We start from the raw sequence: 21622 nt of genomic DNA on the forward strand, positions 1-21622 counted from the left end.
CGCGCTCGAAGCCGGCTCCTACCGCCCGACCTCGCGGGCGCGGAAGTCCTCGACGGTCTCGCGGCGGATCAGCAGCCGGATCCGGCCGTCCCGGACGGCGGCCACCGCGGGGCGGCCGACCAGGTTGTAGCCGGAGGCCATCGACAGCTGGTAGGCGCCCGCGGCGGGGACGGCCAGCAGCTCGCCCGCCCGCAGGTCGGCCGGCAGGGCCGCGCCGCGGACGAGGACGTCCCCGGCCTCGCAGTGCCGTCCGACGACGTCCGTCGGAACGGTCGGGACGGCCGGCCCGGTGGCGCTGCGGCCGACCGGACGGACCTGGTAGGCCGAGCCGTACAGCGCCGGGCGCGGGTTGTCGCTCATCCCGCCGTCGACGGCGGCGTAGCACCGGCCGTCGGCGGTGCGCTTCACCGACAGGACGCGGTAGACGGCGACCCCGGCCGGCCCGGCGATCGCCCGGCCGGGCTCGACGATCAGCCGGGGCACCGAGAGGCCGTGCGCGGCGCAGCGCTCGGCGAGCCGGCGCCCGACCGCGAGGGCGAAGCGGGCGGGCTCCAGTTCGCCGTCCCCGGGCAGGTAGCGGATGCCGTGCCCGCCGCCGAGGTCGAGCTCGGGGAGTTCGCGGCCGTGGCGGTCGCGGACCACCGCCAGCAGCGCGACCAGCCGGTCCACGGCGGCGAGGTAGGGCCCGGTGCCGGTGATCTGCGAGCCGAGGTGGCAGTGCAGTCCGGCGAGGTCGAGACCGGGTCGGCCGAGGACGCGGGCGACCGCCTCCTCGGCGTCCCCGCCGGCGATCCGGAAGCCGAACTTCTGCCCGTCGGTGCCAGTCCGGACGGCGCGATGGTGCCCGGCGGCGATGCCGGGGACCACCCGGACGAGGACGCGCTGCGGGGTGTCCGCGTCGGCCAGGGCGGCGAGCCGGGGGATCTCGGAGAGGCCGTCGACGACGATCCGGCCGACCCGCAGCCGCCGGGCGAGCCGCAGCTCCTCCGGGCTCTTGGCGTTGCCGTGCAGCAGGATGCGCTGCGCCGGGAAGCCCGCGGCGGCGGCGAGTCGCAGTTCGCCGGCCGAGCAGACGTCCAGCCCGAGGCCCTCCTCGGCGATCCAGTCGGCCATGGCACTGCACAGGAAGGCCTTGGCGGCGTAGTGCACCTGCGCCTGCGGGAGGGCACGGCGCCATGCGCGGGCGCGCCGTCGGACTTCGGCCTCGTCCAGGACGTAGAGCGGGGTGCCGAAACGGTCGGCGGCCTCCGCGAGGCCGACGCCGCCGATCAGCAGGTCGCCGTCGGGTCCGGGGCGGGCGGACTCGGGCCAGGGGCTGCCGAGCGGCCGGGGGCCGACCGGGGCGGCGGCCGGCCGGGGGTCCGCGGGCGGACGGTGACCCGCGGGCGGACGGCCGGTGGGCGGGTGGGCGGAGAGCGTGGTCATGGCGCGGTGCTCCTGGTTCGGAGGGGCGGGGACAGCGGGGACGGCGGGGACGGCGGGGCGGCGGGGACGGGTGCCGGGGCGACGGCGCGGAGCACCGGCTCGACCCGGATGCGGGTGGCACCGGCCCGGCGCAGCTCCGCGACGACGGCGTGCAGTTCACCGGGCCCGGTGCAGGCGAGGAGGAGTTCGAGGTCGGCCTCGTCGGCAAGGGCCGGGCCGGGCCGTACGGCGGGGCAGCGCGCCGCCAGGTGGTCGAAGTCGAGGGGCGCGGGGCCGTGGCAGAGCCGGACGACGGCGCGCAGCGGACGGGGTGTCACCGCCGGTGTACCAGCGGCCGTTCGGCGCCGGACAGACTTGGGAGCGCGGCGACCGCGGGGAGGCGGGTGCCGCCGGCGCGGGGTGCGACCAGTCCAGGGTCGAGGACGAGCCGGTCGATACCGAGCGGGGCGGTGAGTCCGCGCAGGGTGGGCTCGGTGAGCTCGGCCACCTCATGGTCGGGGCCGAGCAGGGCGTGCAGGGCGGCGGCGGTGCTGAAGGCGACGGCGCAGCGGCTGCCGTCGCGGAGCCGGAACAACCGGAGCACCTGCACCGGGCCGGTGGTCCGGACGGGCACGAAGCGGAGCGCCCGGGCCCCGGGCCGGCCGGATTCTTCGGGCTCTTCGGGTTCTTCGGGGTCGTCGGGCTCTTCGGGCGCGGTGTGATCGGTGGTCATCGCGTGTCCTCGGGTCGCCTGGTCGGGACGGTCGGTGAGGTGCCGTCAGTCGAGGTACTGCAGCGCGGTCCGGCAGGTGCCGGTGGTGCGGGCGCGGTCGGCGCCGCGCTCCTCCCTCTCGTCGGCCGCGGCAGTGGCGCGGGGCAGGGGGCGCGGGACCGCCCCGTCGGCCGGGCGGGGACCGCGGTCCGGCGCGGGGGTGGCGGTGAGGGGCAGGTGGTCCGTCATGACGGGGCGCTTCCTTCCGGTGGCCGTACGGGCGACCGGTCGTCCGGGCCCGCACCACCAGTGGATTCCCTCCACCCGTCGACGGCACCGCTTCTTGACGCACGGTCTACGCGAACCGGCCCCGCATTGACGCGATCCTGACGCCCCGGCACCCGCAGCACGCCCCGCACGGACAGCCCCGCACCCGCAACACATCCCCGGCCCCAGCCGGCCCCGCGCCTCGCCCGTCAGCCGAGGGTGCGGCGGAGCCGGCCGGACAGCCGGCGCCAGAGGGCCGTCCCGAGGTGGCTCGTCTCCAGGCGGTCGGCCTCCCGGGCGGCCTGCTCGTTGCCGCTCTCGGCGGCCCAGCGGTACCAGTCGATGGCCTCCCGGACGTCGCCGCGGGCCTCGCAGGCCCGGGCGCCGTCCACGATGGCGGCGGTGTTCCCGGCCTGGCCGGCCCGCCGGAGCCAGTCCAGCGCGGTGCGGAGGTCGCCGGGGCCGTCCGCCTCCAGATGGGACCGCGCCACCTCCCGCATCGCCTTGGTGCTGCCCGCCAGGGCGGACCGGCGTTGCCACTTCGCGCCGTTGGTGGTGTCGAGCTCGGTCATCATCCGGAGCGCCCTGGGGTCACCGCCGTCGGCCAGGTCGCGGTACCGCTTGACGGCACGCCGGCGCAGTCGCCGGCGTTCCTCGACGTCGTCGGTCCGGTCGCACAGCTTCAGGCAGAGCCGGGCGATCTCGCGCTTGGCCTCCTTGTCGCCCAGCGCCTCGGCCTGGGTGTAGCAGTGGACGGCGTCCTCCAGCCGACCGTTCCGCTCGTGCTCCGCGGCCTCGGCGTGCGCGGCGGCCCGGACGTCCGCGGCCGGCGGGGCAGCCGCCTTCGGCGCGGCCCCGGGCGCGGCGTCGGTCTTCGGTGCGGCCGCGGCCTTCTTCCCGGCGGTCGGCTGTGCGGCCGCGGCCTTCGGCGGTGTGGTCTTCGGCGCGGACTTCCCGGTGGCCTTCCCGGCGGGACTCCCCGCTGCGGGCGCGGTGGCGGCTCGCAGGCGTTCGGCCTGCCGGGCCGCTCCGGAGTGTCCCTTGGCGGCGGCCCGCTCGTACCACTCGACGGCCCGGACCCGTTGGCCGGACTCCTCCAGCAGGGCGGCCGCCTCGACCATCGACGGGAGGTGGTCCCGCTCGCCGGCCCGCCGGAGGTGGTCGAGCGCCTCGGCCGTCCGGCCCTCCTCCCGCAGGCGGCGGCCGAGGACGTGCAGCGCCTCGGTGTTGCCGGCCGCAGCGGCCAGGCCGTACCAGTGAGCCGACTCGCCCTGCCGCTGCGGGTCCTTGCCGAGGAGCTGGGCGGTCAGCAGCATGCCGTGCGCGTGGTCGGCCTCGGCCGCGCGCCGGTACCAGACCAGGGCGTCCTGGAGCCGCTTCTCCTTGTGGTACCAGGTGCCCAGCGCCAGCATGGCGTTGCCGTCGCCGTCCAGCGCGGCGTCCCGGTGCTGGCGCAGCACCGCCTGTTCCCCGGGCGACAGCACCGTCCGGGTGGCGGCGGCCCTCACCCGCAGCACGGCGTCCGCCGCCTTGGCGTGGTTGTGCGCGGCGGCCCGTTCGAACCACTTCAGTGCGTCGGGCAGCCCGCCGGGCTCCTGCTCCAGCAGTTCGCCGAGCCTCATCGTGGCGTGCAGGTCGCCGGCCTCGGCGGCCTGGCGGTAGAGGGCCATCACCTTGGGCCGGTGGTGGGGCAGGTGCTGTTCGATGAGGAGGGCGGCCTCCCGGGCACCGGTGGGGTTCCGGCCCGCGGCGGACCGCCGGAACCAGCCCAGCGCCCCTTCGAGGTCGCCGGCCTGTTTGAGGGAGGCGGCCAGTCTCCGCATCGCCTCGGTGTCGCCGGCCTCGGCGTCCGCCAGGAACTTCGCCCCGGGCGTCCCGGGCCGCTTCACCGCGCGCGCGGGCACCGGGGCCTTCGCTGCCGCCGCCTGGCCGGTGGGCGGCAGGGTGGTCGACTCCTCCCCCGGTCCGCGGGACGGCGCGGGGGCGAGGCTCCGCTCCCGCAGGGCCCGCGCACCCGCCGCCGGCGGACCGTCGGCCGTCGGCGCGGGCGGGGCCGTCGGCGTGACCGGGCCCGACCGCCCCGACCACGGCGGTCCGCTGCGCATCGGTTCGGCCAGGTCGAGGGCGATCGCCGACCGTTCGTCGACGGCCACCCGCAGCGCCGGCGGCAGCCACTCCCGGCCCCGCTGCTGCCCGTCCGCGGGGAGCAGCCGGGCGAACTCCGCCGGGTCCGGCCGGTTCTGCGGCCGGGGCTCCAGGCAGGGCCGGACGATCCGCTCCAGCGCCGGCGGCATGCCGTCGAGCTGCGGGGTGCCGTGCAGGATGTTCGCGCCGATCTGCGCGGCCGAACCCGGCCCGAAGGGGTGCCGGGCGAGGGCGGTGTAGGCGAGGACGAGGCCGAGCGCGAACATGTCGCTGGCCGGGCCGACGCGTTCGTCGCGGAGCTGCTCGGGCGAGGCGAAGGTGGTGGTGCGCAGCGCGACGCCGGTGGCGGTCAGCGTGCCGCCGTGGGTCGGGGCGAGGTGGCGGGCGATGCCGAAGTCGATGACGGCGGGGCCGGTGCCGGCGAGCAGGACGTTGGCCAGTTTGAGGTCGCGGTGCACCAGGCCGGAGGCGTGGATGCTGCGGAGGGCGTCGGCGAGCCCGGTGGCCAGCACCCGCCAGGTCCGCTGCGGCAGTGGGGCACCGTGGCGTTCGAGGGCGTCGGCGAGGTCGATGCCGGGGATGTAGCGGGCGGCGAACCAGGGTTCGGGGGCGCGGGTGTCGGCGTCGACGACCTCGGCGGTGTACTCGGAACCGACCGCGCGGGCGGCCTGCACCTCCCTGGCGAACCGGGTCCGGAACCGTTCCGGGGCCTCGGCGAGCCGGTCGGGCCGGACGGTCTTGAGGGCGACGGCGCGGCCGTACTCGGTCCGGGCGAAGTAGACGTTCCCCCAGCCGCCGCGGCCGAGCAGCGCGAACAGCCGGTAGGGACCGATCAGTTCGGGATCGTCCTCCCGCAGGTGCTCCACTCGCCCCCCTCCCTCCGCCGCGCCCGTACCCCGCCCCGGCCCGCGGAGCCGGTCCGCCGTCCTCAGTCCGTCCGGGTCAGTTCCTCGTCGTGCCGCGAGCGTCTGGGCGGTCTGGCCCGGACGCCCTCGGCGCGTTCGCCCGGCCAGCGCTGTCCGCTGCGGCGGAGGACGATGCCGGGCACCAGCTCGATCTCGTCCTCCGGGCCGAACGTGCCGTACCGGCCGGGGCCGGCCGCCCCGGCGGGCAGCTCGTCGCGGTGCGGCAGCGGCCGCCAGGGCGAGGCGGCGCCGCCGGGCCGCAGCGTGCGGATCCGGCTGCGGCCCTTGCTGGTGTCCAGGACGCGCAGGGTTCTGCGGTGGGCGACGATCACCAGGTGGTACCGGCTGACGGCCAGTCGGCGCCGCTCGGCGAGCACGCCGGGGTCGATCCGGGCGAGGTGGCCGCGGCCGAGGGCGAATTCCCGGCCCTCCTCCTCGGCGAGGTTCTCCCAGGCCTGGCACTCCCCGTCGACGAGGATCTTGAGCTGGAGGCGGGGGCGCCGGGGGCCGGCGTCGGCGAGCAGGGTGCCGTGGCCGCGGCAGACGACCTTGCCGCTGCGGATCGCCGGGGCCGGGTTGCACGCCTGCCGGGGGCAGCGCCAGGAGCGTTCGAGGATGTCCGCGCGCGGACGGCCGCCGACCATCAGGTTGCGCGCCCTGAGGTCGTCGCGTTCGCCCTCGCGGGAGATCTCCCGGTCGGCGACGATCCGCATGGTCCGGCGGACCAGCCGGACGGCGCCGCCGCCGGGGCGCTCCGGCTTGAGGAAGTGGTCGCGGTCGCCCTGGATCCAGGGGTGCTCGCCGCGGTGACCGGTGAAGTTGTCGCTGCTGACGACCGGGGTGCCGAAGACCTTCGCATGGTCGAGGAGGTCCGGGTCGGCCTTGCCGATGGCGGCGATCAGGCCGGTGTCACGCCACTCGCGCAGCAGACCGGCCTCGCCCGGGTCGGGGAACTCGCCGTCGTGCCGGCGGTCGAACAGGCTGTTGTCGGCGATCGCGTGGACGGTGACGTCCGGGTCGCCGCTGGTGCGGCAGAGGGCCGCGAGGACGAGCCGCAGGCGCTCCAGGGAGCGGCGGGTGCGGCCGCCGAGGGCGGTCTCGCGGACGATGTTGGAGAGGTCGATCAGGTAGTCGGCCCGGTCCGGTGCGCCCCGCAGGTGGCGCTCCATGCCGCGGAAGACCGCCAGGTCACTCGCCACGCCCGTCACCCCATGCAGCCGGCCCGCCCCGTACAGCAGTAGAGGCTAGCGATTCCCGCGGCCCGGCAGGCCGTTCTCCGGCAATTCGGGCGGGCGGACCCGCCGGGGTGCTAGGGCCGGCTCCCGGGAGCCCGACCGGGCCGGACGCGAGGACACCGGAGGTACGCGTTCCGCAGACCCCGACGACCTCCCGCCCGGGCGGCCGTCGGGGTCACCGTCGGGCGGCCGTCGGGGCCGCTGCCGGGCGGCCGTCGGGGCCACTGCCGGGCTGTCGTCCGGGCTGCGGACAGCCCTTGACATGCGGGTCCGCGGCTGGATTACTGGGATTCCCGACACCGACCGAACGGTCGGTGGGCATCGGCTGGAGGCGTGATGAGCGGCAGCGGCACGGAGCACCACCGGAACGGGGCGCACCGCCTCGGCGAGCCGCTGCCCGCCGACCTGCGGGACTCCGGCGAGCTCCTCGACCGACGGGAGCTGGCCGGGCTCCAGCTCCGCCGCCTCCGGCAGACGCTGCGGCACGCGTACACGAACGTCGAGTTCTACCGGCGCTCCTTCGACACCGCCGGCGTCAGCCCCGAGGACTGCCGCACCCTGGCGGACCTGGCGCGCTTCCCGTTCACCACCAAGGCCGACCTGCGGGACAACTACCCGTTCGGGATGTTCGCCGTGCCGATGGCGGACGTCCGGCGGGTGCACGCCTCCAGCGGCACCACCGGCCGCCCCACCGTGGTCGGCTACACCGAGAACGACCTGTCGGTCTGGGCGGACGTGGTCGCCCGCTCGATCCGCGCGGCCGGCGGCCGCCCGGGCCACAAGGTGCACATCGCCTACGGCTACGGCTTGTTCACCGGCGGCCTCGGCGCGCACTACGGCGCCGAGCGGGCCGGCTGCACGGTGATCCCGGCGTCCGGCGGCATGACGGCCCGCCAGGTGCAGATCATCCGGGACTTCGAACCCGAGATCATCATGGTCACCCCCTCGTACATGCTCACCCTGCTCGACGAGTTCGAGCGGCAGGGCATCGACCCGCGCAGCACCTCGCTGCGGATCGGCATCTTCGGCGCAGAGCCGTGGACGGAGGAGATGCGGCGCGAGATCGAGGAACGCCTCGACCTGCACGCGGTCGACATCTACGGGCTGTCCGAGGTGATCGGCCCCGGCGTCTCCGCCGAGTGCGTGGAGACCAAGGACGGTCTGCACGTGTGGGAGGACCACTTCTATCCCGAGGTGGTCGACCCGTTCTCGGACGAGAACCTGCCCGACGGCGAGAGCGGCGAACTGGTCTTCACCTCCCTCACCAAGGAGGCGATGCCGATCGTCCGCTACCGCACCCGCGACCTGACCCGGCTGCTGCCCGGCACCGCGCGCCCGGCGTTCCGCCGGATGGAGAAGGTCACCGGCCGCTCCGACGACATGATCATCCTGCGCGGGGTCAACGTCTTCCCGACCCAGATCGAGGAGATCGTGCTGCGCACCCCGGCCGTGGCGCCGCACTTCCAGCTGGAGCTGACCCGGCGCGGCCGGATGGACCACATGTCCGTCCGGGTGGAGTGCCGTCCGGACGCCACCCCCGAGCAGCGCGAGGCCGCGGCCGCCACCATCGCCGCGGGCGTCAAGGACGGTGTCGGCGTCACCGTCGCCGTGGAGATCGTGCCGCCGGACACCCTGGAGCGTTCGCTCGGCAAGCTCCGCCGCGTCGTCGACGCCCGCAACCGCTGACACCCGCACCCGGCGAACTCGGCGCCCTCCGCCCCGGACCGGCACACCGCCGGGCCGGGGCGGAGGCGCGCCGTCAGGCGGGCCCCTCGCCGAGCACCCGGTGGAGCAGGCCCAGCAGGGCGGTGCGGTCGGCGGCCGGCAGGTCCGCGTAGCACCCGGCGAGCACCTCCTCCGCGACGGCGCGGCCGGCCTCCAGCATCCGCTCGCCGGCGGGCGTCAGCCGGTGCTCGATGCGCCGGCCGCGGCCGGGGGTCCGCTCGACCAGCCCCTGGGCGACGAGCCGGCCCGCGAGGGCGCCGAAGGCCTGCTCGGTCTGGAAGGTCTCGGCGGCGAGGGTCCGGGCCGAGGCTCCGGGCAGCCGGCCGACCGCGCGCAGCGCGTCCCACTGGGCGAGGGTGGTGCCGACCGCGGCGAGTCCCGTCTCCAGCGCGCGGTGCTGACGGTACTGAACCTGCTTGACCGCCCTGCCGAGATCCTGCAGCTCACTGTGCATGGGCCGATTCTAGGCCATGACAAAACTAGCTTATATAAGCATCCTTAGTTATGCTCGCCCCATGACCACCGACCGCGCGATCGCGCTCCCCGACGACCCGGCCCTCACCCTCTCCGAGAGCGGGAGCGGCCGCCCCGCCCTGGTCCTCCACGGCGGCGGCGGGCCGGCCACCGTGGCGGGCCTCTCCGCCCACCTCGCCCGCACCAGGCACACCCTGACCCCCGTCCACCCCGGCTGGGACGGCACCCGCCGCCCCGACCGGCTCACCCGCATCGCCGACCTCGCCACCGCCTACCTGCAGCTGCTACGGGACCGCGGGCTGACGGACGTCCTGCTGGTCGGCTCCTCGCTCGGCGGCTGGATCGCCGCCGAGATGGCCGTCCGGGACACCGTCGGGACGGTCGGCGGCCTGGTCCTCGTCAACGCCGTCGGCGTGCACGTCGAGGACGAGCCGATCCGCGACGTCCTCACCCTCGACGCCCGCGGCCTCGCCGAGCACGCCTGGCACGACGCCGAGCGGTACTACGTCGACCCGGCCGGCCTGCCCGCCGCCGAACTCGCCCGCCGCCGGGGCAACACGGCCACCATGCGCGCCCTCGCCGGCGACCCCTACATGCACGACCCCGAGCTGCTCGGCCGACTCGGCGGGGTCCGCGTCCCCGCCCTGCTGCTCTGGGGCGAGAGCGACCGGATCGTCACCCCCGCGTACGGCGCCGCCTACGCCCGCGCCTTCGCAAACGGTCGGCTCGCCCTCGTCCCCGCCGCCGGCCACCTCCCGCACATCGAGCAGCCCGAGGCCACCTTCGCGCTCCTCGACGCCCACCTCGCCTGACCCGCTCCGCCCGCCGGGGCGCCGCCCGCCGGCCGAGTCAGCCGGCGCCGCCCGAATGCTCCCGCCCGTTGGCGTTGAAACCGGTGAAGGGGTGCACCCCCGCAGGATCCGCGCCCGCGTCCCCGCCGGCCCCGGCCCGCCGGTCGGCGCGGAACCGCCCGGCCAGCAGGGCCGCCACCCGGCGGGCCCGCGACGGTGCGGGCGTACCGCCGGTCCGCACGAAGTGCGGTCTGCGCGACGGACCGGCGGGTCCGCGACGCTCCTCGTCCACCGGGCGCTCCTCGCCTGCCGGAGGAATCCCCCACCCGCGCGGCGCCCGTCGGCCCCGGCGCGTCCTCGCGCCCCTCGGACACCGCTCCGTTCCAGCGTCCCACCGGCGCACCCGACCCGGAAGCGCCCTGCAGCAGCCGGGGACTTCAGTCGAGTTCGATGTCCGACTCGTACTGCCACCACAGGTCGATCCGGTAGGACTCCAGCACCTCGGCGTGGGCGGCGAAGACCTTGTCGGAATCGGCCTGCCCCTCCGGCTCCCCGAGGCTGCGCAGCAGCGAGGTCTGCTGGGCGGCAGCGGCCTCCCTGCCTCGCCACGACACCAGGGCCGCGTACACCCCGGGCCGGGGCAGTTCGACGCATCCGGCGAACTCGGGGACGAACGCCCGGACGATCACGGTTCCGGTGGGGCAGTCCAGGACGGCGGGACAGAAGCCCTCGCACTCCCCCAAAACGTCGCCGGACACCGGCGCGTCCCAGACCCGCAGGACGATCTCGGCGGGCGAGGTGCCCTGCAGGCTGTGGATGTGGAGCTGGGGGCCGATGCCCGCCACCACCGTCCGCATGCTCCGCCGGGCGGCGGCGGAGTCAGGAACGCAGGCGTCCGAGTCGTACACGAATATCCAGCCGTGGTCCGGCTTCGCCTCGGTGCGGAACTCAAGGGCCGCAGCCATGAGCACTCCTGTCCATGCGTCATGGACGGCCGCCGCGCGGGACGGGCCGCCGCCCGGGCCTCCTTGCCGCATACACGGCAAGGATGATGGTGCCACCGCACCGCTGCCGCCGTTGTTCGATCGGCGGCGAAGGGTGCCGTCCTCCGCTCGGCCGGACGGCACCCGCCCGCACCCTCGGCGGGGCGGTCAGACCGCCGCCGCCTCGGCGCGGCCGCGCAGCCGCGAGGGCCGCAGCGCGGCGAACGCCGTGACCGCGCCCAGGAGGACGGCCGCCGCGGTGAAGGCGGCCTCCGGCGCCGCCCGGTCCGCCAGCAGCCCGCCCGCGGCCGAGCCCAGGGCGCCGCCCAGGTTGTACGCGGTGTTCACCCAGGCCCCGGCCTCCGTCCGGGCACCGGTCGGCACCAGGTCCTCGACCAGCAGGTAGCCGGTGACCAGCAGCGCGTCCGTGCAGGCCCCCGCGAGGAAGAGGCCGAGTGCGGCACCGGGCGGGGCGAACAGCACGGCCGGCAGCCCGTAGCAGGCGGTCGCCGCGGCGGCGAGCAGCAGCAGCCGCCGTCCGGGGGCGGCCCGCCAGGCCAGCCGCCCGTAGACCAGACCACCGACCACGCCGCCCACCGAGAACAGCGCGAGCAGCGGCCCGGCCGCACCGGCACCCCAGGCGGCGACCACCACGAGTTCGTCGACCGCGAGCGCCGCCGCGACGGCGAGCACCACCGCCAGCAGCGGCGCGAAGCCGGGGGCCCGCAACGGGCCGAGGATCCTGCCGCCGCGGGCGGACTCCGCCGGGCCCGCCGCCGGCCGGCCCCGCAGTGCCCGGGCGAACGCGGCGAAACCCGTCAGGGCGAGCAGCGCGCAGACGGCGAGCGCCCAGGCCGCCGAGGTGCGGGCCGCGAGCAGTCCGCCCAGCACCGGACCGCAGGCGAAGATCGTCGACTCGGCCACCGTGTCGAGGCTCAGCGCGCACCGGCGCTGCTCCTCGCCGTCGGTCAGCTCGCCCCACACCGTGCGCATCAACGGCCCCACGGGCGGCGGGAAGACACCAGCCACTGCGGCCAGCACCAGGGCGGCCCACGGCGGCAGACCGGCGGCGGCGCCGGCCGCCAGCGCCACCAGCAGCAGGGTGTAGCAGCACGTCAGGACCATCAGCGCGGCAGGCCGGCGGGACACCAGCCGGGCCCGGGCCGGGCCGAGCAGCGCCGAGAGCAGACCGAACGCACCGGCGGCCGGGCCGGCCGCCGCGAACGAGCCGGTGCCGTCGCGCAGGGCGAGCAGCAGCGGCAACGGGAGGACGCCGTAGCTCAGCCGGGCGAGCAACGCCGCGGCGAAGGGTGCACGGGCATGCGGAAGGGAGAGGACAGCGCGACAGCCGACGCTGCCCCGGGAGGTTCGGGACACGGGTGAGCTCCGGTACGGGAGGCGGACATGACGGATCGACGGATCGCCGCCCCGACCCGCCCGCGAAGGGGCGAGGGGCGGCCGGAGTCGACCTGTCAGTGCGGCCCGGAGATGTCCATGCCGGAATCCTACGGGCACTCACCACCCCGCAACCACCGCCTTCGCCGAACCCGCTCCCCCGGAACCCGACCGCGGCCGGAAGGAGTCGTCCACGCACCGTGCGGACACACCCGGGCCCGACCCCCGAGGACGCCCCGGACCCGACCGGCCCTGCGGCCGGCAGCGGGCGCCGGACCGGGCCCCGGACCGGGCCCCGGACCGGGCTTCCGACCGGATCACGGCGCTCACCAGCGCAGAGCGCTCCCGCACGCGCCGGTCCGGTTCTGATTGGATGTCGCCATGAGCACAGGCACCCACGCGGAATCCGGTCTGACGAAGAGCACCTGGAGCGACGCCGACTTCGACGACATGGGATGGCACTACGTCACCATCCACGGCCTCTGCGTCCAGCCGGGCGCCTCCGCGGATGCGCTGCCGCGCCTCGTGCTCGACATCGACTACATCATCAAGTGGGTGCACCCGGTCGCGCCGGAGAAGCACTTCAGCTTCTGGATCGCGCCCTCCACGCTCGCGTTCGAGGACGTCCGGGACATCGAGGGCGATCTCGACTTCAAGGGAACGGCCCTGAGTCTCGACATCGACCACCTGCGGCGTTCGGCGGCCGAGGACGGACACGACGACCCGCAGTGGCACATCGAGGGCCACTCCTTCGACCTCAGGTTCCGGGCCACGGGCTTCCAGCAGTACCTGCGGCAGTCCCCGCGCCACGCCCAGCGGCTCGCCCTCACCCACGGCGAGCGCGGCGGCCTCTCCTTCGCGGAGACCGCCTTCGCCTGACGGGCCCCGCCGCCCCCTCCTCGCCGGCACCGCCTCCCCCCGCCGTCCGCCGGTCGGGTCAGGCGAAGAAGGCGCTCATGCCGTCGACGTCCGACAGGTAGCTGTCGATGGCGGCGATCACGCCGTCCCGCACGGTGAGGACGGTGGCGAGGTGCTCGTCGAGTTCGCGGCCGTCGGCGGCGACGGCGGTGTTGTGCAGCGAGAGGGCGACGCCGTGCTGCCCGACGAGGACGTGGAGCAGTTCGGTGCGGACGCCGCGGCCGGCGATCTCCCACGCGCGGGTGGCTGCGGCGTCCCGGCCGCGCACGGTGCCGGAGATCGTTCCGCTGCCCGGCATCGACCAGACGACGTCCTCGGCCAGCAGCGCCCGCAGCCCCGCGTCGTCGCGCGCCCCGAACGCGGCGAGGAACCGCTCCGCGACCCCTGCGTGTCCGCTGCTCTCCACCATTCCGGCTCCTCCCGAGGGCGATTCGTGCTGGACCGACCCTAGGCCGCCGCCCGGCGCCCCGAACAGTGCACGACGGGTGGTGTTGATACCGGTGTCAGCAACACCAGGACGGCCGCAGGGGCCACCATCCGCCGTTCCCAAGGGAATTCGTCCGTTTACCGGCCAGTAGCCAATTCGTCCCGGAGCCTTGACGCGTGCTTTGCCGCTCGCGATTCTCGGGTGGATCCCGCACGGCATGCGCAGTACAAAATCCCCCACCGCCTCCCGATGAAGCGAGGTGCGATTCCTTGACCACACATCACCGCCGCAGAAGCCGCACGGCCACCACCCTCGTGGCGCTGCTTCTCGCCCTCACCGCCGGTGCCTTCGGCGCCGTCCGAGCCCCCGCGGCCCACGCCGCGGACGGCTGGTGGGAGCCGGCGGCCCGACCCGCGCCCGACTCGCAGATCAACGTGACGGGGGCGCCGTTCACCGGCACCGACGCCGACGGCAAGGTCCGCGGCTTCGTCGACGCGCACAACCACCTGATGTCCAACGAGGGTTTCGGCGGCCGCATCATCTGCGGGGCGACCTTCTCGGACAAGGGCGCGGCCGACGCGCTCAAGGACTGTCCGGAGCACTACCCCGACGGTGCGCTCGCCCTGTTCGAGAACGTCACCGGCGGCGCCGACGGCCACCACGACCCGGTCGGCTGGCCGACCTTCAAGGACTGGCCTGCCCACGACTCGCTGAGCCACCAGCAGAACTACTACGCCTGGGTGGAGCGCGCCTGGCGCGGCGGCCAGCGCGTCCTGGTCAACGACCTCGTCACCAACGGGCTGCTGTGCTCGATCTACCCGTTCAAGGACCGCAGTTGTGACGAGATGACGGCCATCCGGCTGGAGGCGCAGAAGAGCTACGACCTCCAGGCGTACATCGACCGGATGTACGGCGGCCCGGGCAAGGGCTGGTTCCGGATCGTCACCGACAGCGCGCAGGCGCGCCAGGTGATCGAGCAGGGCAAGCTGGCGGTCGTCCTCGGCGTGGAGACCTCGGAGCCCTTCGGCTGCAAGCAGATCCTGGACATCGCCCAGTGCGGCGAGGGCGACATCGACCGCGGCCTCGACGAGCTGTACAAGCTCGGCGTGCGCAGCATGTTCCTGTGCCACAAGTTCGACAACGCGCTGTGCGGCGTCCGCTTCGACGAGGGCACCATCGGCGTCGCGGTCAACGCGGGGCAGTTCCTGTCGACCGGCACCTTCTGGAAGACCGAGAAGTGCGCCGGCCCGCAGCACGACAACCCGATCGGCCTGCCGACCGCGCAGGCGGCCTCCCTGCTGCCGAAGGGCGTGCAGATCCCGACGTACGCGGGCGACGCCCAGTGCAACACCCGCGGCCTCACCCGGCTCGGCGAGTACGCCGTGCGGGGCATGATGCAGCGTCACATGATGCTGGAGGTCGACCACATGAGCGTGAAGGCGGCCGACCGTGCCTTCGAGCTGCTGGAGTCGCAGGCGTACCCGGGCGTGATCTCCAGTCACAGCTGGATGGACCTGCAGTGGACGGAACGGCTGTACCGGCTCGGCGGGTTCGCCGCGCAGTACGCGCACTCCGCGGACGGCTTCGTCGCCGAGGCGCACCGCACGGAGGCCCTGCGCGACCGGTACCACGTCGGCTACGGCTACGGCACGGACCTCAACGGGGTCGGCGGCTGGCCCGGTCCGGTCGGCGAGGACGCCCCCAACGCGGTGCACTACCCGTTCCGCACCGCCGACGGCGGATCGGTGGTCGACCGGCAGGTGACCGGGGACCGCACCTGGGACTTCAACAAGGACGGCATGGCGCACGACGGCCTCGTGCCGGACTGGATCGAGCAGATGCGGCTGAGCGGCGGCCAGGACGTGGTCGACGACCTGATGCACGGCGCCCAGTCCTACCTGGACACCTGGAAGGCCACCGAGGGCCACCGGCCGGGCACCGACCTCGCCGCGGGCCGGCCGGCGGCCGCCAGCTCCTCCGAGTGGTCGCTGTTCACCAGCTACCGGCCCGGCCGGGCGGTGGACGGCGACCGGGGCACCCGCTGGGCGAGCGGCTGGAGCGACGACCAGTGGCTGCAGGTGGACCTCGGCTCGGTGCGGACGGTGAACCGGGTCACCCTCGACTGGGAGCGCGCCTACGGCAGGGAGTACCGCATCGAGCTGTCGGCGGACGGCAGCAGCTGGCACACCGCCTGGTCGACGGCCGCGGGCAACGGAGGCATCGACACGGCCTTCTTCGACCCGGGCCCGGCCCGCTACGTGCGGGTGCACGGCGTCAAGCGGGCCACCGGCTGGGGCTACTCGCTGTACGAGGTCGGCGTCTTCGGCCCCTGACCGGGGGCGAGCGTGCGGAGCCGGTGTCCGGACGGGCGCCGGCCCCGCCGCGTCCGGCGGGAACCGCCCCGGTCAGACGGCCGGCGGCCCGGCCGGCGCGGCCTCGGCGGGCCGGTCGGCGGTGTCCGGCGCGGAGCCGGGCGCGGAGCCGGAGCCGGCCGGCAGGCGCTTGCCGAGGCAGACGAAGAGCAGGACCAGCCCGGCGGTCAGCAGGATGTGTCCGAGGCCGGCGATCCCGGCGATCGCCGCGCCGCTCCCGCGCCCCAGCACGGTCAGCGTGCCGTGCACCGTCATCATGCCGACGGTCAGGGCGAGGCCCGCGTTGTAGATCCAGTAGAACCAGGGGAAGAGTCTGCTGCCGGTCAGCCCGAACTGCTTCTCCAGTACCAGCACGATCAGGAAGAAGAGCATCCCGAGCGCCAGCAGATGGGTGTGGACGACGCCGAGTTGGGAGTCGCCGGTGAAGTCCTCGGCCTTGGTCAGCTCGCGGTAGTACAGACCGCCGACCACCCCGAGGATCATGTAGATGTGCGCCGTGTTGAGGATTCTCCGCATACTGCTCGCCTCCGGACCGGGTCGGATCTCGACGCCCCACCCTCACCCGGAATCCGATGATCCATCAACCGGGCGGCCGGTGAAGATCCCGTGACCTCAGGCTCGCCGCCGCACCCGCGCCTCCGCCGGTGCCGGCGGGTCGCGGCGTAGGCTCGGGGCATGGCGGACGCAGGGTTCACGGCACGGGCGATCGGCCGGGTGGAGTCGCCGCTGCGGACGCGGGCCGAGGCTCCGAAGCAGGGCGACGAGGGCGGCCCGGACGCCTGGCTGGTCTTCGAGCCCGAGGTGGCCAGGGGCCTGCGCGAACTCACGGCGGGCCAGGAGGTCCTGCTGCTGACCTGGCTCGACCGTGCCGACCGCAGCGTGCTCGCCGTCCGTCCACGCGGCGACCTCACCCGCCCGGAGACCGGCGTCTTCGCCACCCGCTCCCCGGACCGCCCCAACCCGATCGGACTCCACCGGGTCACCATCCTCGCGGTCGACGGCCTGCGTCTGCTCGTCGGCGGCCTGGAGGCACTGGACGGCACCCCGGTGCTGGACGTCAAGCCGGCCCTCCGCGGCTCCGCCGAACGCTGATCCGGCACCCCTCCGGCGACGACCGCTCCGCCAACTCGACCGCCGTACCGACCCCTTGCCAATTGGTATAGGCCAATCGTAGGCTCCAGGGCGGCTGACGGTGTGTCGGGTCCACGCCGCCGCGCCCGCAGGCTCCCCGGGTTCGCACCGCTCCCCCACGACCGGCCCGAATCCGCACGAGGAGAACCATGTCCTGGACCCGCAGAGTCCTCGCCGCCGGCGCCCTGACGGCCGGCGCGCTGGCCGCGACCGCCGGCACGGCCAGCGCGCACGGCTCACTGTTCGGCCCCACCAGCCGGGTGGCGGCCTGCTACGCCGAGGGCCCCGAGCACCCCCAGTCCCAGGTCTGCAAGGACCTGGTCGCGATGAGCGGCACCCAGCCGCTGTACGACTGGAACGAGGTCAACATCGCCGACGCCAACGGCCGGAGCCAGCAGATCATCCCCGACGGCAGGCTGTGCTCGGCCAACCGCGACAAGTACAAGGCGCTCGACATGGCCCGCACCGACTGGCCGGCCACCTCCGTCGCCGCGGGCAGCAACACCTTCAACTTCCGCGTCACGGCCCCGCACCAGGGCGTCATGACGCTCTACATCACCAAGACCGGCTACAACCCGGCCCAGCCGCTGAAGTGGTCCGACCTCGACCTGGCCAACCCGGTCGCCCAGTACGCCACCGGCCGGACGGCCACCAACGGCTACTACACCTTCAACGGCACCCTGCCCAGCCGCACCGGCCGCCAGCTGGTGTACCTGGTCTGGCAGCGCAACGACAGCCCGGAGGCCTTCTACGGCTGCTCGGACGTCGACTTCGGCGGCTCGGCGGCCGCCGCGGGCCTCGCGGCCCCGATCGCGCCCGGCACGCCGACCGAGCAGCAGCTCGTCGCCGACGCGCCCAAGTCCACCGTGAGCTACCACGACCACGGCGCGGCGGCGGCCGCGGCGACCGCGGAGCTCGCGGCGGCCCCGGTCCTGCCGGCCGCCGGCTCGGCCTCCTCCGCCGTCCTGCTCGGCGTGGTGGGCCTGTCGCTGGTCTCCGCCGGCGCGTCCGGGGTTTACCTGTACCGCCGCACCCGGACGGTGGCCGCCGCCGTCTGACCCGGCGTCCCTGCCGGGCCCGGTCCGCACCGCGCGACCGGCCCGGCAGGGCACCACCTCCGGGCACCCGTACCGCACGGACATCCGCCCGGTCCGGGCAACTGCGGCACCCCGGGAGGGTGTTGATCGGGAGACGGGCGGATCACGGCTCCGCAACGCGGCGGGCCCGCCGGGCGCCCGCGGCGGTAGCGTCGGCGCGCCTCGCACCGCCGACCCTGGGGAGCCCATGCGCGTCCGCACCACCGCCCTCGTCTGCACCGCCGTCCTCGCGGCCGCCACCGCGTGCGCCGACCCCGGGTCGGCGGCCACCGCCACCGGGCCGGGCGCGGCTCCGGCCTCCGGTCCGACCTGGGCGGTCGGTGACGCGGCCGCCGTCACCAAGCATCTGCTCGCCTCCGGACTGCCGGTCAAGCTGACCGCCGCCTACACCGGTGCCGACGACCCGGAGCGGCTGCTCGGGCGGCCGCGCCAGTACGTGTCCAAGGCCGCCTTCGACGACACCCGGGTGTCGAACAGCCCGCTGGCCAAGGAGGAGGCCCCCGGACACCGGCGGGACGCCGTCTCGTACGGCGGCGCCGTCGAGGTGTTCGCCACCGCGGAGGACGCCGAGGCACGGGCCGGCGACCTGGGCGGCCGGCAGCCCTCCCCGGGCGGCGGCGCCCGGCCGGACTACGTCTACCGCTCGGGCGTGGTCCTCGTCCGGGTGTCGCACCTGCTGACGCCGGAGCAGGCACATGCGTACACACGGGCGATCCGCTGACGGCGGCCGGGCGGCCGGGCGGAGGCACGACCGGCCGGGCGATCGGGCCCCTCCGCCGTCCGGCAACCCGGACGGGCGGCGCACCCGCCCCGTTCCGGGGCCGCGCGCGGCGGGGAGGCACGGCCCCGGGACCTCTGGAATCCTGGCCGTACCACGCCGCACGCCAGCGAGGAGCGGACATGTCCGGACAGTTCGAGGCGACCGTCGAGATCGACCGGCCGGTGGACGAGGTCTTCGCCTATCTGGCGGACGGCCGGCACGACCCCGAGTTCAGCCCCCGCGTCCAGCGGATCACCAAGTCGCCGGACGGCCCGACCGGCGTCGGCACGGTCTTCCGCAGCACGGTGAAGGACGCAGGGATGAAGACGGCCCGCGAGTTCCGCATCACCCGGTTGGAGGCACCGCGCACGGTCCGCTGGGCCGAGCAGAGCAAGAACCTCATCACCGCCGAGGGCGGCTACGACCTCGAACCGCTGCCGGACGGCCGGACGAGGGTCCGGATCTTCAACGAACTGGCCGGCCACGGACTCGGCAAGCTGCTGCTCGGCCCGGCCCTGCACGCCGCCCGCAAGGACGCACCGGCCTTCGGCGACCGGATCAAGAGCGCGGTCGAGCACTCCTGACGCCCGGCCGGTCCACCGTCCTGCAGGGAACGGCACCGCCCGGCGCGGAACGGCACCGTCCGGCGCGGAAGCGCACCGTCCTGCAGCGAACGGCACGGCCGGGGCAACCACTCGCCGCACCGCCGCATTTGCCGTCCCGGTGACCTCCGGCGACCGTGGGAACGTGGAGTGCCGCCAGGGCCCGTCGGACGGCCCCTGGCACCGGCGGACCACCGCCGGAGCGGCTCTGCGCCGAGCACGCCGGCCGGTTCCACGGGTGTGCGTCCCCGACCTCCGTGTCCGTGGGCGCCCCCGCCGGCCCGAGCGCAAGGGAGCAGCACATGACCGAGGCCCGACCCGGAGTCGACGGGCGGTCCGCCGCCGGAGCGGCGTCCGCCCCGCCCCGGCCGGACGGCCACCGCGGCGGGGCGCCCGCGGACCTCCGGCGGATCGGCATCGATCCGGACCACTGGTACCCGGTGGCGGTGTCGCGGAAGGTCCACCGGCAGCGCACCTTCGCCGCCGTCTTCGCCGGCGAGCGGATCGCGCTGTACCGCGGCCGCAGCGGCAAGGTCTACGCCCTGGAGGACCGCTGCGCGCACCGCCAGGTGCCGCTCAGCATGGGCGTGGTGGAGGACGAGATCCTGCGCTGCTGTTACCACGCCTGGGCCTACCGCGGGAACGGCCGCATCTCGCAGATCCCGTACCTGCCGAAGGGCTGCGAGCGGCCGCCGCGCGGAGTGCGGTCCTACCCGGTGCGGGAGGCCTTCGGGCTGGTCTTCGTCTTCCCCGGCGATCCGGAGAAGGCCGAGTCGGCACCGTTCCCGGTGCTGCCGGAGTTCGGCTCGCCCACGCACCGCACCATGACGTTCTCCCGCACGGTGAAGTGCCACTACTCGTTCATGCACGAGAACCTGCTCGACATGAACCACCAGTTCCTGCACCGCGGCGTGCTGGGCCGGATCAAGCCCGAGCTGCTCGGCTACGAGACCGGGCCGCGGTTCGTGGAGGCGCGCTACCTCTTCGTCCCGGCCGGCGGCCGCAAGGACCGCGGCGCGGGCCTGCTGTCCGCCGAGGGTTTCGGCGGCAAGGACCGGCCGGACGTCATCACCATCCGCACCGAGTACCCGTACCAGACCCTGCACGACGTGCCGGAGGACGCCGAACTCCCCGCCTTCTCGCTCTGGGCGGCGTACGTTCCGGAGGACGCCGAGCAGCGCACCAACCACGCATACGGCCTGCTGATGATCGCGAAGCCGCCCGTCCCCGGGGCGCTGCACGTGGCCTGGCCGTTCATCCGGCGGTTCACCGAACGGGTCTTCGCCCAGGACCGGATGGCGGTCGAGGCCGAGCAGCGGGCCTGGGACGAGCAGGGCGCGGACCGGAACCACGAGGTGTTCCCGCTCATCCTGGACGTCCGGGACGTGCTGCGCAGCAACGGCGTTCCGCTCCCTGCCCCGCAGGAGGCCGGCTCCGGCGGGGTGCCGTCCGTCAACGGCCACGGCGCGGCCGCCGACGGCCCGGCCGACGGAGCCGTCCAGGTGCCGCCCGAGCCGCGGCCGGCCGATCGGAGGCAGCCGTGAAGGACCTGAAGTTCGAGCAGAAGCGCTCGCTGTCGCGGATCGAGGCGGCGGCGCAGCTGGAGGCGCTGGCGGCCGCGCTGCGCCACGGCGGCGAGGCCGAGTTGGAGCTCGGCCCCGGGGTGCTGACCCTGCGCGTCCCGGACGAGCTGCGCACCGAGCTGGAGGTGGAGGCGGGCGAGGGCGAGATCGAGGTGGAGATCGAGCTCAAGTGGTCGACCGGCGAGGGCTGAGCCGCACGGAACGGCGCTGACGGCGGGTGCACGGAACGGTGGTGACGACCGGCCGCACGGAACGGCGCTGACGGCCAACAGCGTTCGAGGCTTTACGAGTTGTGATCGACGGGAGGACGCCCGGGCGGGCGTCCTCCCGTCTTTTCGGGTACGCCGCCCCGTGGATCACGCCATAGCAGATGATCCCGCGACGGCACGGCCCACCGCCCGAAGTCCGCCCGCACGAATGAATCCCGCTCCGGTCCCCGGCATGACAACTCCGGGTGCGGCAAGTCTGGTTGGCGGCAGCGACCGACGGACCGACGGGTCCGTCCGCCGACTGTCGAGCACCGGCATGCGAATACCTGGCCGAAACCCTGGCACGTCCCACATGAATGCACTGATTCACGTGCACAGCAGCGTTTTTGAGGACGCGTCAGATATGTCCGGAAACCGGCTATGCTTCTTCCGGCTCGGCCCGCCGCACCGCCGTCGCACCAGGTCACCCGGACCGACGCAGGTGCCG

General features: G+C 75.0%; 22 protein-coding genes. 10 read left to right on the forward strand and 12 right to left on the reverse strand.

The window, feature by feature from the left end:
- Window positions 1-18: 18 nt before the first annotated feature.
- The 6 genes from lysA to IE98_RS48870 form a co-directional block, all read right to left on the reverse strand.
- A complete protein-coding gene (gene lysA / locus IE98_RS0103615; RefSeq protein WP_043173363.1) occupies window positions 19-1425 on the reverse strand; it encodes a diaminopimelate decarboxylase in 1407 nt (468 codons plus the stop codon).
- Entirely contained in the window at window positions 1422-1742 is a 321-nt protein-coding gene (locus tag IE98_RS0103620) for a hypothetical protein (protein ID WP_030263892.1), read from the reverse strand. The genes lysA and IE98_RS0103620 overlap by 4 nt, the downstream gene beginning before the upstream one ends.
- Window positions 1739-2137 carry an SAV_915 family protein gene (locus tag IE98_RS49985; RefSeq protein ID WP_078660748.1) on the reverse strand — a complete coding sequence of 133 codons (399 nt, stop codon included), beginning with the start codon at window positions 2135-2137 and terminating at the stop codon, window positions 1739-1741. Before IE98_RS49985 ends, IE98_RS0103620 begins: the two co-directional genes overlap by 4 nt.
- A gap of 45 nt (window positions 2138-2182) precedes the next feature.
- On the reverse strand, window positions 2183-2365 hold the full coding sequence (locus IE98_RS47680) for a hypothetical protein (RefSeq protein WP_030263898.1): 183 nt from the start codon (window positions 2363-2365) through the stop codon (window positions 2183-2185).
- A gap of 227 nt (window positions 2366-2592) precedes the next feature.
- Entirely contained in the window at window positions 2593-5394 is a 2802-nt protein-coding gene (locus IE98_RS44185; RefSeq protein ID WP_052390071.1) for a serine/threonine-protein kinase, read from the reverse strand.
- A gap of 62 nt (window positions 5395-5456) precedes the next feature.
- Window positions 5457-6632: a hypothetical protein gene (locus IE98_RS48870; protein WP_030263903.1), complete on the reverse strand. Its 1176-nt coding sequence runs from the start codon at window positions 6630-6632 to the stop codon at window positions 5457-5459.
- Window positions 6633-7004: 372 nt separating this feature from the next.
- Here IE98_RS48870 and paaK point away from each other — a divergent pair, with 372 nt between their 5' ends.
- Window positions 7005-8354, forward strand: a complete 1350-nt coding sequence (paaK, locus tag IE98_RS0103645; RefSeq protein ID WP_030263906.1) for a phenylacetate--CoA ligase PaaK — start codon at window positions 7005-7007, stop codon at window positions 8352-8354.
- A gap of 73 nt (window positions 8355-8427) precedes the next feature.
- Here the strand turns inward: paaK and IE98_RS0103650 are convergent, their stop codons facing one another.
- Window positions 8428-8847 (reverse strand): MarR family winged helix-turn-helix transcriptional regulator, encoded by a 420-nt coding sequence (locus IE98_RS0103650; protein ID WP_030263909.1) that lies wholly within the window; start codon window positions 8845-8847, stop codon window positions 8428-8430.
- Window positions 8848-8908: 61 nt separating this feature from the next.
- Here IE98_RS0103650 and IE98_RS0103655 point away from each other — a divergent pair, with 61 nt between their 5' ends.
- Window positions 8909-9679: an alpha/beta fold hydrolase gene (locus IE98_RS0103655; RefSeq protein ID WP_030263912.1), complete on the forward strand. Its 771-nt coding sequence runs from the start codon at window positions 8909-8911 to the stop codon at window positions 9677-9679.
- A 37-nt stretch (window positions 9680-9716) separates the two neighbouring features.
- Here IE98_RS0103655 and IE98_RS0103660 read toward each other — a convergent pair whose 3' ends face one another.
- The 3 genes from IE98_RS0103660 to IE98_RS0103670 all read right to left on the reverse strand — a co-directional run bounded on the left by IE98_RS0103660 (window position 9717) and on the right by IE98_RS0103670 (window position 12018).
- Complete coding sequence (locus tag IE98_RS0103660) at window positions 9717-9950, reverse strand: hypothetical protein (RefSeq protein ID WP_030263915.1); 234 nt, start codon at window positions 9948-9950, stop codon at window positions 9717-9719.
- A gap of 145 nt (window positions 9951-10095) precedes the next feature.
- Window positions 10096-10623 (reverse strand): hypothetical protein, encoded by a 528-nt coding sequence (locus IE98_RS0103665; protein WP_030263917.1) that lies wholly within the window; start codon window positions 10621-10623, stop codon window positions 10096-10098.
- A 186-nt stretch (window positions 10624-10809) separates the two neighbouring features.
- Window positions 10810-12018, reverse strand: a complete 1209-nt coding sequence (locus IE98_RS0103670; RefSeq protein WP_159400814.1) for an MFS transporter — start codon at window positions 12016-12018, stop codon at window positions 10810-10812.
- Window positions 12019-12417: 399 nt separating this feature from the next.
- Between IE98_RS0103670 and IE98_RS0103675 the strand changes: the two genes are divergently transcribed.
- On the forward strand, window positions 12418-12915 hold the full coding sequence (locus tag IE98_RS0103675) for a hypothetical protein (RefSeq protein ID WP_030263924.1): 498 nt from the start codon (window positions 12418-12420) through the stop codon (window positions 12913-12915).
- Between the two features lie 58 nt (window positions 12916-12973).
- Here IE98_RS0103675 and IE98_RS0103680 read toward each other — a convergent pair whose 3' ends face one another.
- Window positions 12974-13363, reverse strand: a complete 390-nt coding sequence (locus IE98_RS0103680) for a nuclear transport factor 2 family protein (RefSeq protein WP_030263926.1) — start codon at window positions 13361-13363, stop codon at window positions 12974-12976.
- Window positions 13364-13650: 287 nt separating this feature from the next.
- On the opposite strand from IE98_RS0103680, the gene IE98_RS0103685 reads away from it, so the two are divergent.
- Entirely contained in the window at window positions 13651-15714 is a 2064-nt protein-coding gene (locus IE98_RS0103685) for a discoidin domain-containing protein (RefSeq protein ID WP_030263928.1), read from the forward strand.
- 72 nt (window positions 15715-15786) lie between these two features.
- Here IE98_RS0103685 and IE98_RS0103690 read toward each other — a convergent pair whose 3' ends face one another.
- Entirely contained in the window at window positions 15787-16269 is a 483-nt protein-coding gene (locus IE98_RS0103690) for a DUF2871 domain-containing protein (protein WP_052390073.1), read from the reverse strand.
- Between the two features lie 159 nt (window positions 16270-16428).
- Here IE98_RS0103690 and tsaA point away from each other — a divergent pair, with 159 nt between their 5' ends.
- The 6 genes from tsaA to IE98_RS0103720 all read left to right on the forward strand — a co-directional run bounded on the left by tsaA (window position 16429) and on the right by IE98_RS0103720 (window position 21117).
- Entirely contained in the window at window positions 16429-16845 is a 417-nt protein-coding gene (gene tsaA / locus IE98_RS0103695; protein ID WP_030263932.1) for a tRNA (N6-threonylcarbamoyladenosine(37)-N6)-methyltransferase TrmO, read from the forward strand.
- A gap of 188 nt (window positions 16846-17033) precedes the next feature.
- Window positions 17034-17942, forward strand: coding sequence for a lytic polysaccharide monooxygenase auxiliary activity family 9 protein (locus tag IE98_RS0103700; protein ID WP_030263936.1), 909 nt, complete (start codon window positions 17034-17036; stop codon window positions 17940-17942).
- A gap of 226 nt (window positions 17943-18168) precedes the next feature.
- Complete coding sequence (locus IE98_RS48875) at window positions 18169-18702, forward strand: hypothetical protein (RefSeq protein WP_052390074.1); 534 nt, start codon at window positions 18169-18171, stop codon at window positions 18700-18702.
- 179 nt (window positions 18703-18881) lie between these two features.
- Window positions 18882-19325, forward strand: coding sequence for an SRPBCC family protein (locus IE98_RS0103710; protein ID WP_030263943.1), 444 nt, complete (start codon window positions 18882-18884; stop codon window positions 19323-19325).
- 320 nt (window positions 19326-19645) lie between these two features.
- Window positions 19646-20887: an aromatic ring-hydroxylating oxygenase subunit alpha gene (locus tag IE98_RS0103715; protein ID WP_052390075.1), complete on the forward strand. Its 1242-nt coding sequence runs from the start codon at window positions 19646-19648 to the stop codon at window positions 20885-20887.
- Complete coding sequence (locus IE98_RS0103720; RefSeq protein WP_030263949.1) at window positions 20884-21117, forward strand: amphi-Trp domain-containing protein; 234 nt, start codon at window positions 20884-20886, stop codon at window positions 21115-21117. Before IE98_RS0103715 ends, IE98_RS0103720 begins: the two co-directional genes overlap by 4 nt.
- The last annotated feature ends 505 nt before the right edge of the window (window positions 21118-21622 follow it).

Origin of the sequence: Streptomyces sp. NRRL B-24484, assembly GCF_000717715.1 — a bacterium.
Taxonomy (GTDB): domain Bacteria; phylum Actinomycetota; class Actinomycetes; order Streptomycetales; family Streptomycetaceae; genus Kitasatospora.

Coding starts and splice junctions, on each gene's coding strand:
- lysA (WP_043173363.1), bottom strand. CDS start 1,425: ATGACCACGCTCTCCGCCCACCCGCCCACCGGCCGTCCGCCCGCGGGT.
- IE98_RS49985 (WP_078660748.1), bottom strand. CDS start 2,137: ATGACCACCGATCACACCGCGCCCGAAGAGCCCGACGACCCCGAAGAA.
- IE98_RS47680 (WP_030263898.1), bottom strand. CDS start 2,365: ATGACGGACCACCTGCCCCTCACCGCCACCCCCGCGCCGGACCGCGGT.
- paaK (WP_030263906.1), top strand. CDS start 7,005: ATGAGCGGCAGCGGCACGGAGCACCACCGGAACGGGGCGCACCGCCTC.
- IE98_RS0103650 (WP_030263909.1), bottom strand. CDS start 8,847: ATGCACAGTGAGCTGCAGGATCTCGGCAGGGCGGTCAAGCAGGTTCAG.
- IE98_RS0103655 (WP_030263912.1), top strand. CDS start 8,909: ATGACCACCGACCGCGCGATCGCGCTCCCCGACGACCCGGCCCTCACC.
- IE98_RS0103665 (WP_030263917.1), bottom strand. CDS start 10,623: ATGGCTGCGGCCCTTGAGTTCCGCACCGAGGCGAAGCCGGACCACGGC.
- IE98_RS0103675 (WP_030263924.1), top strand. CDS start 12,418: ATGAGCACAGGCACCCACGCGGAATCCGGTCTGACGAAGAGCACCTGG.
- IE98_RS0103680 (WP_030263926.1), bottom strand. CDS start 13,363: ATGGTGGAGAGCAGCGGACACGCAGGGGTCGCGGAGCGGTTCCTCGCC.
- IE98_RS0103690 (WP_052390073.1), bottom strand. CDS start 16,269: ATGCGGAGAATCCTCAACACGGCGCACATCTACATGATCCTCGGGGTG.
- tsaA (WP_030263932.1), top strand. CDS start 16,429: ATGGCGGACGCAGGGTTCACGGCACGGGCGATCGGCCGGGTGGAGTCG.
- IE98_RS0103700 (WP_030263936.1), top strand. CDS start 17,034: ATGTCCTGGACCCGCAGAGTCCTCGCCGCCGGCGCCCTGACGGCCGGC.
- IE98_RS48875 (WP_052390074.1), top strand. CDS start 18,169: ATGCGCGTCCGCACCACCGCCCTCGTCTGCACCGCCGTCCTCGCGGCC.
- IE98_RS0103710 (WP_030263943.1), top strand. CDS start 18,882: ATGTCCGGACAGTTCGAGGCGACCGTCGAGATCGACCGGCCGGTGGAC.
- IE98_RS0103715 (WP_052390075.1), top strand. CDS start 19,646: ATGACCGAGGCCCGACCCGGAGTCGACGGGCGGTCCGCCGCCGGAGCG.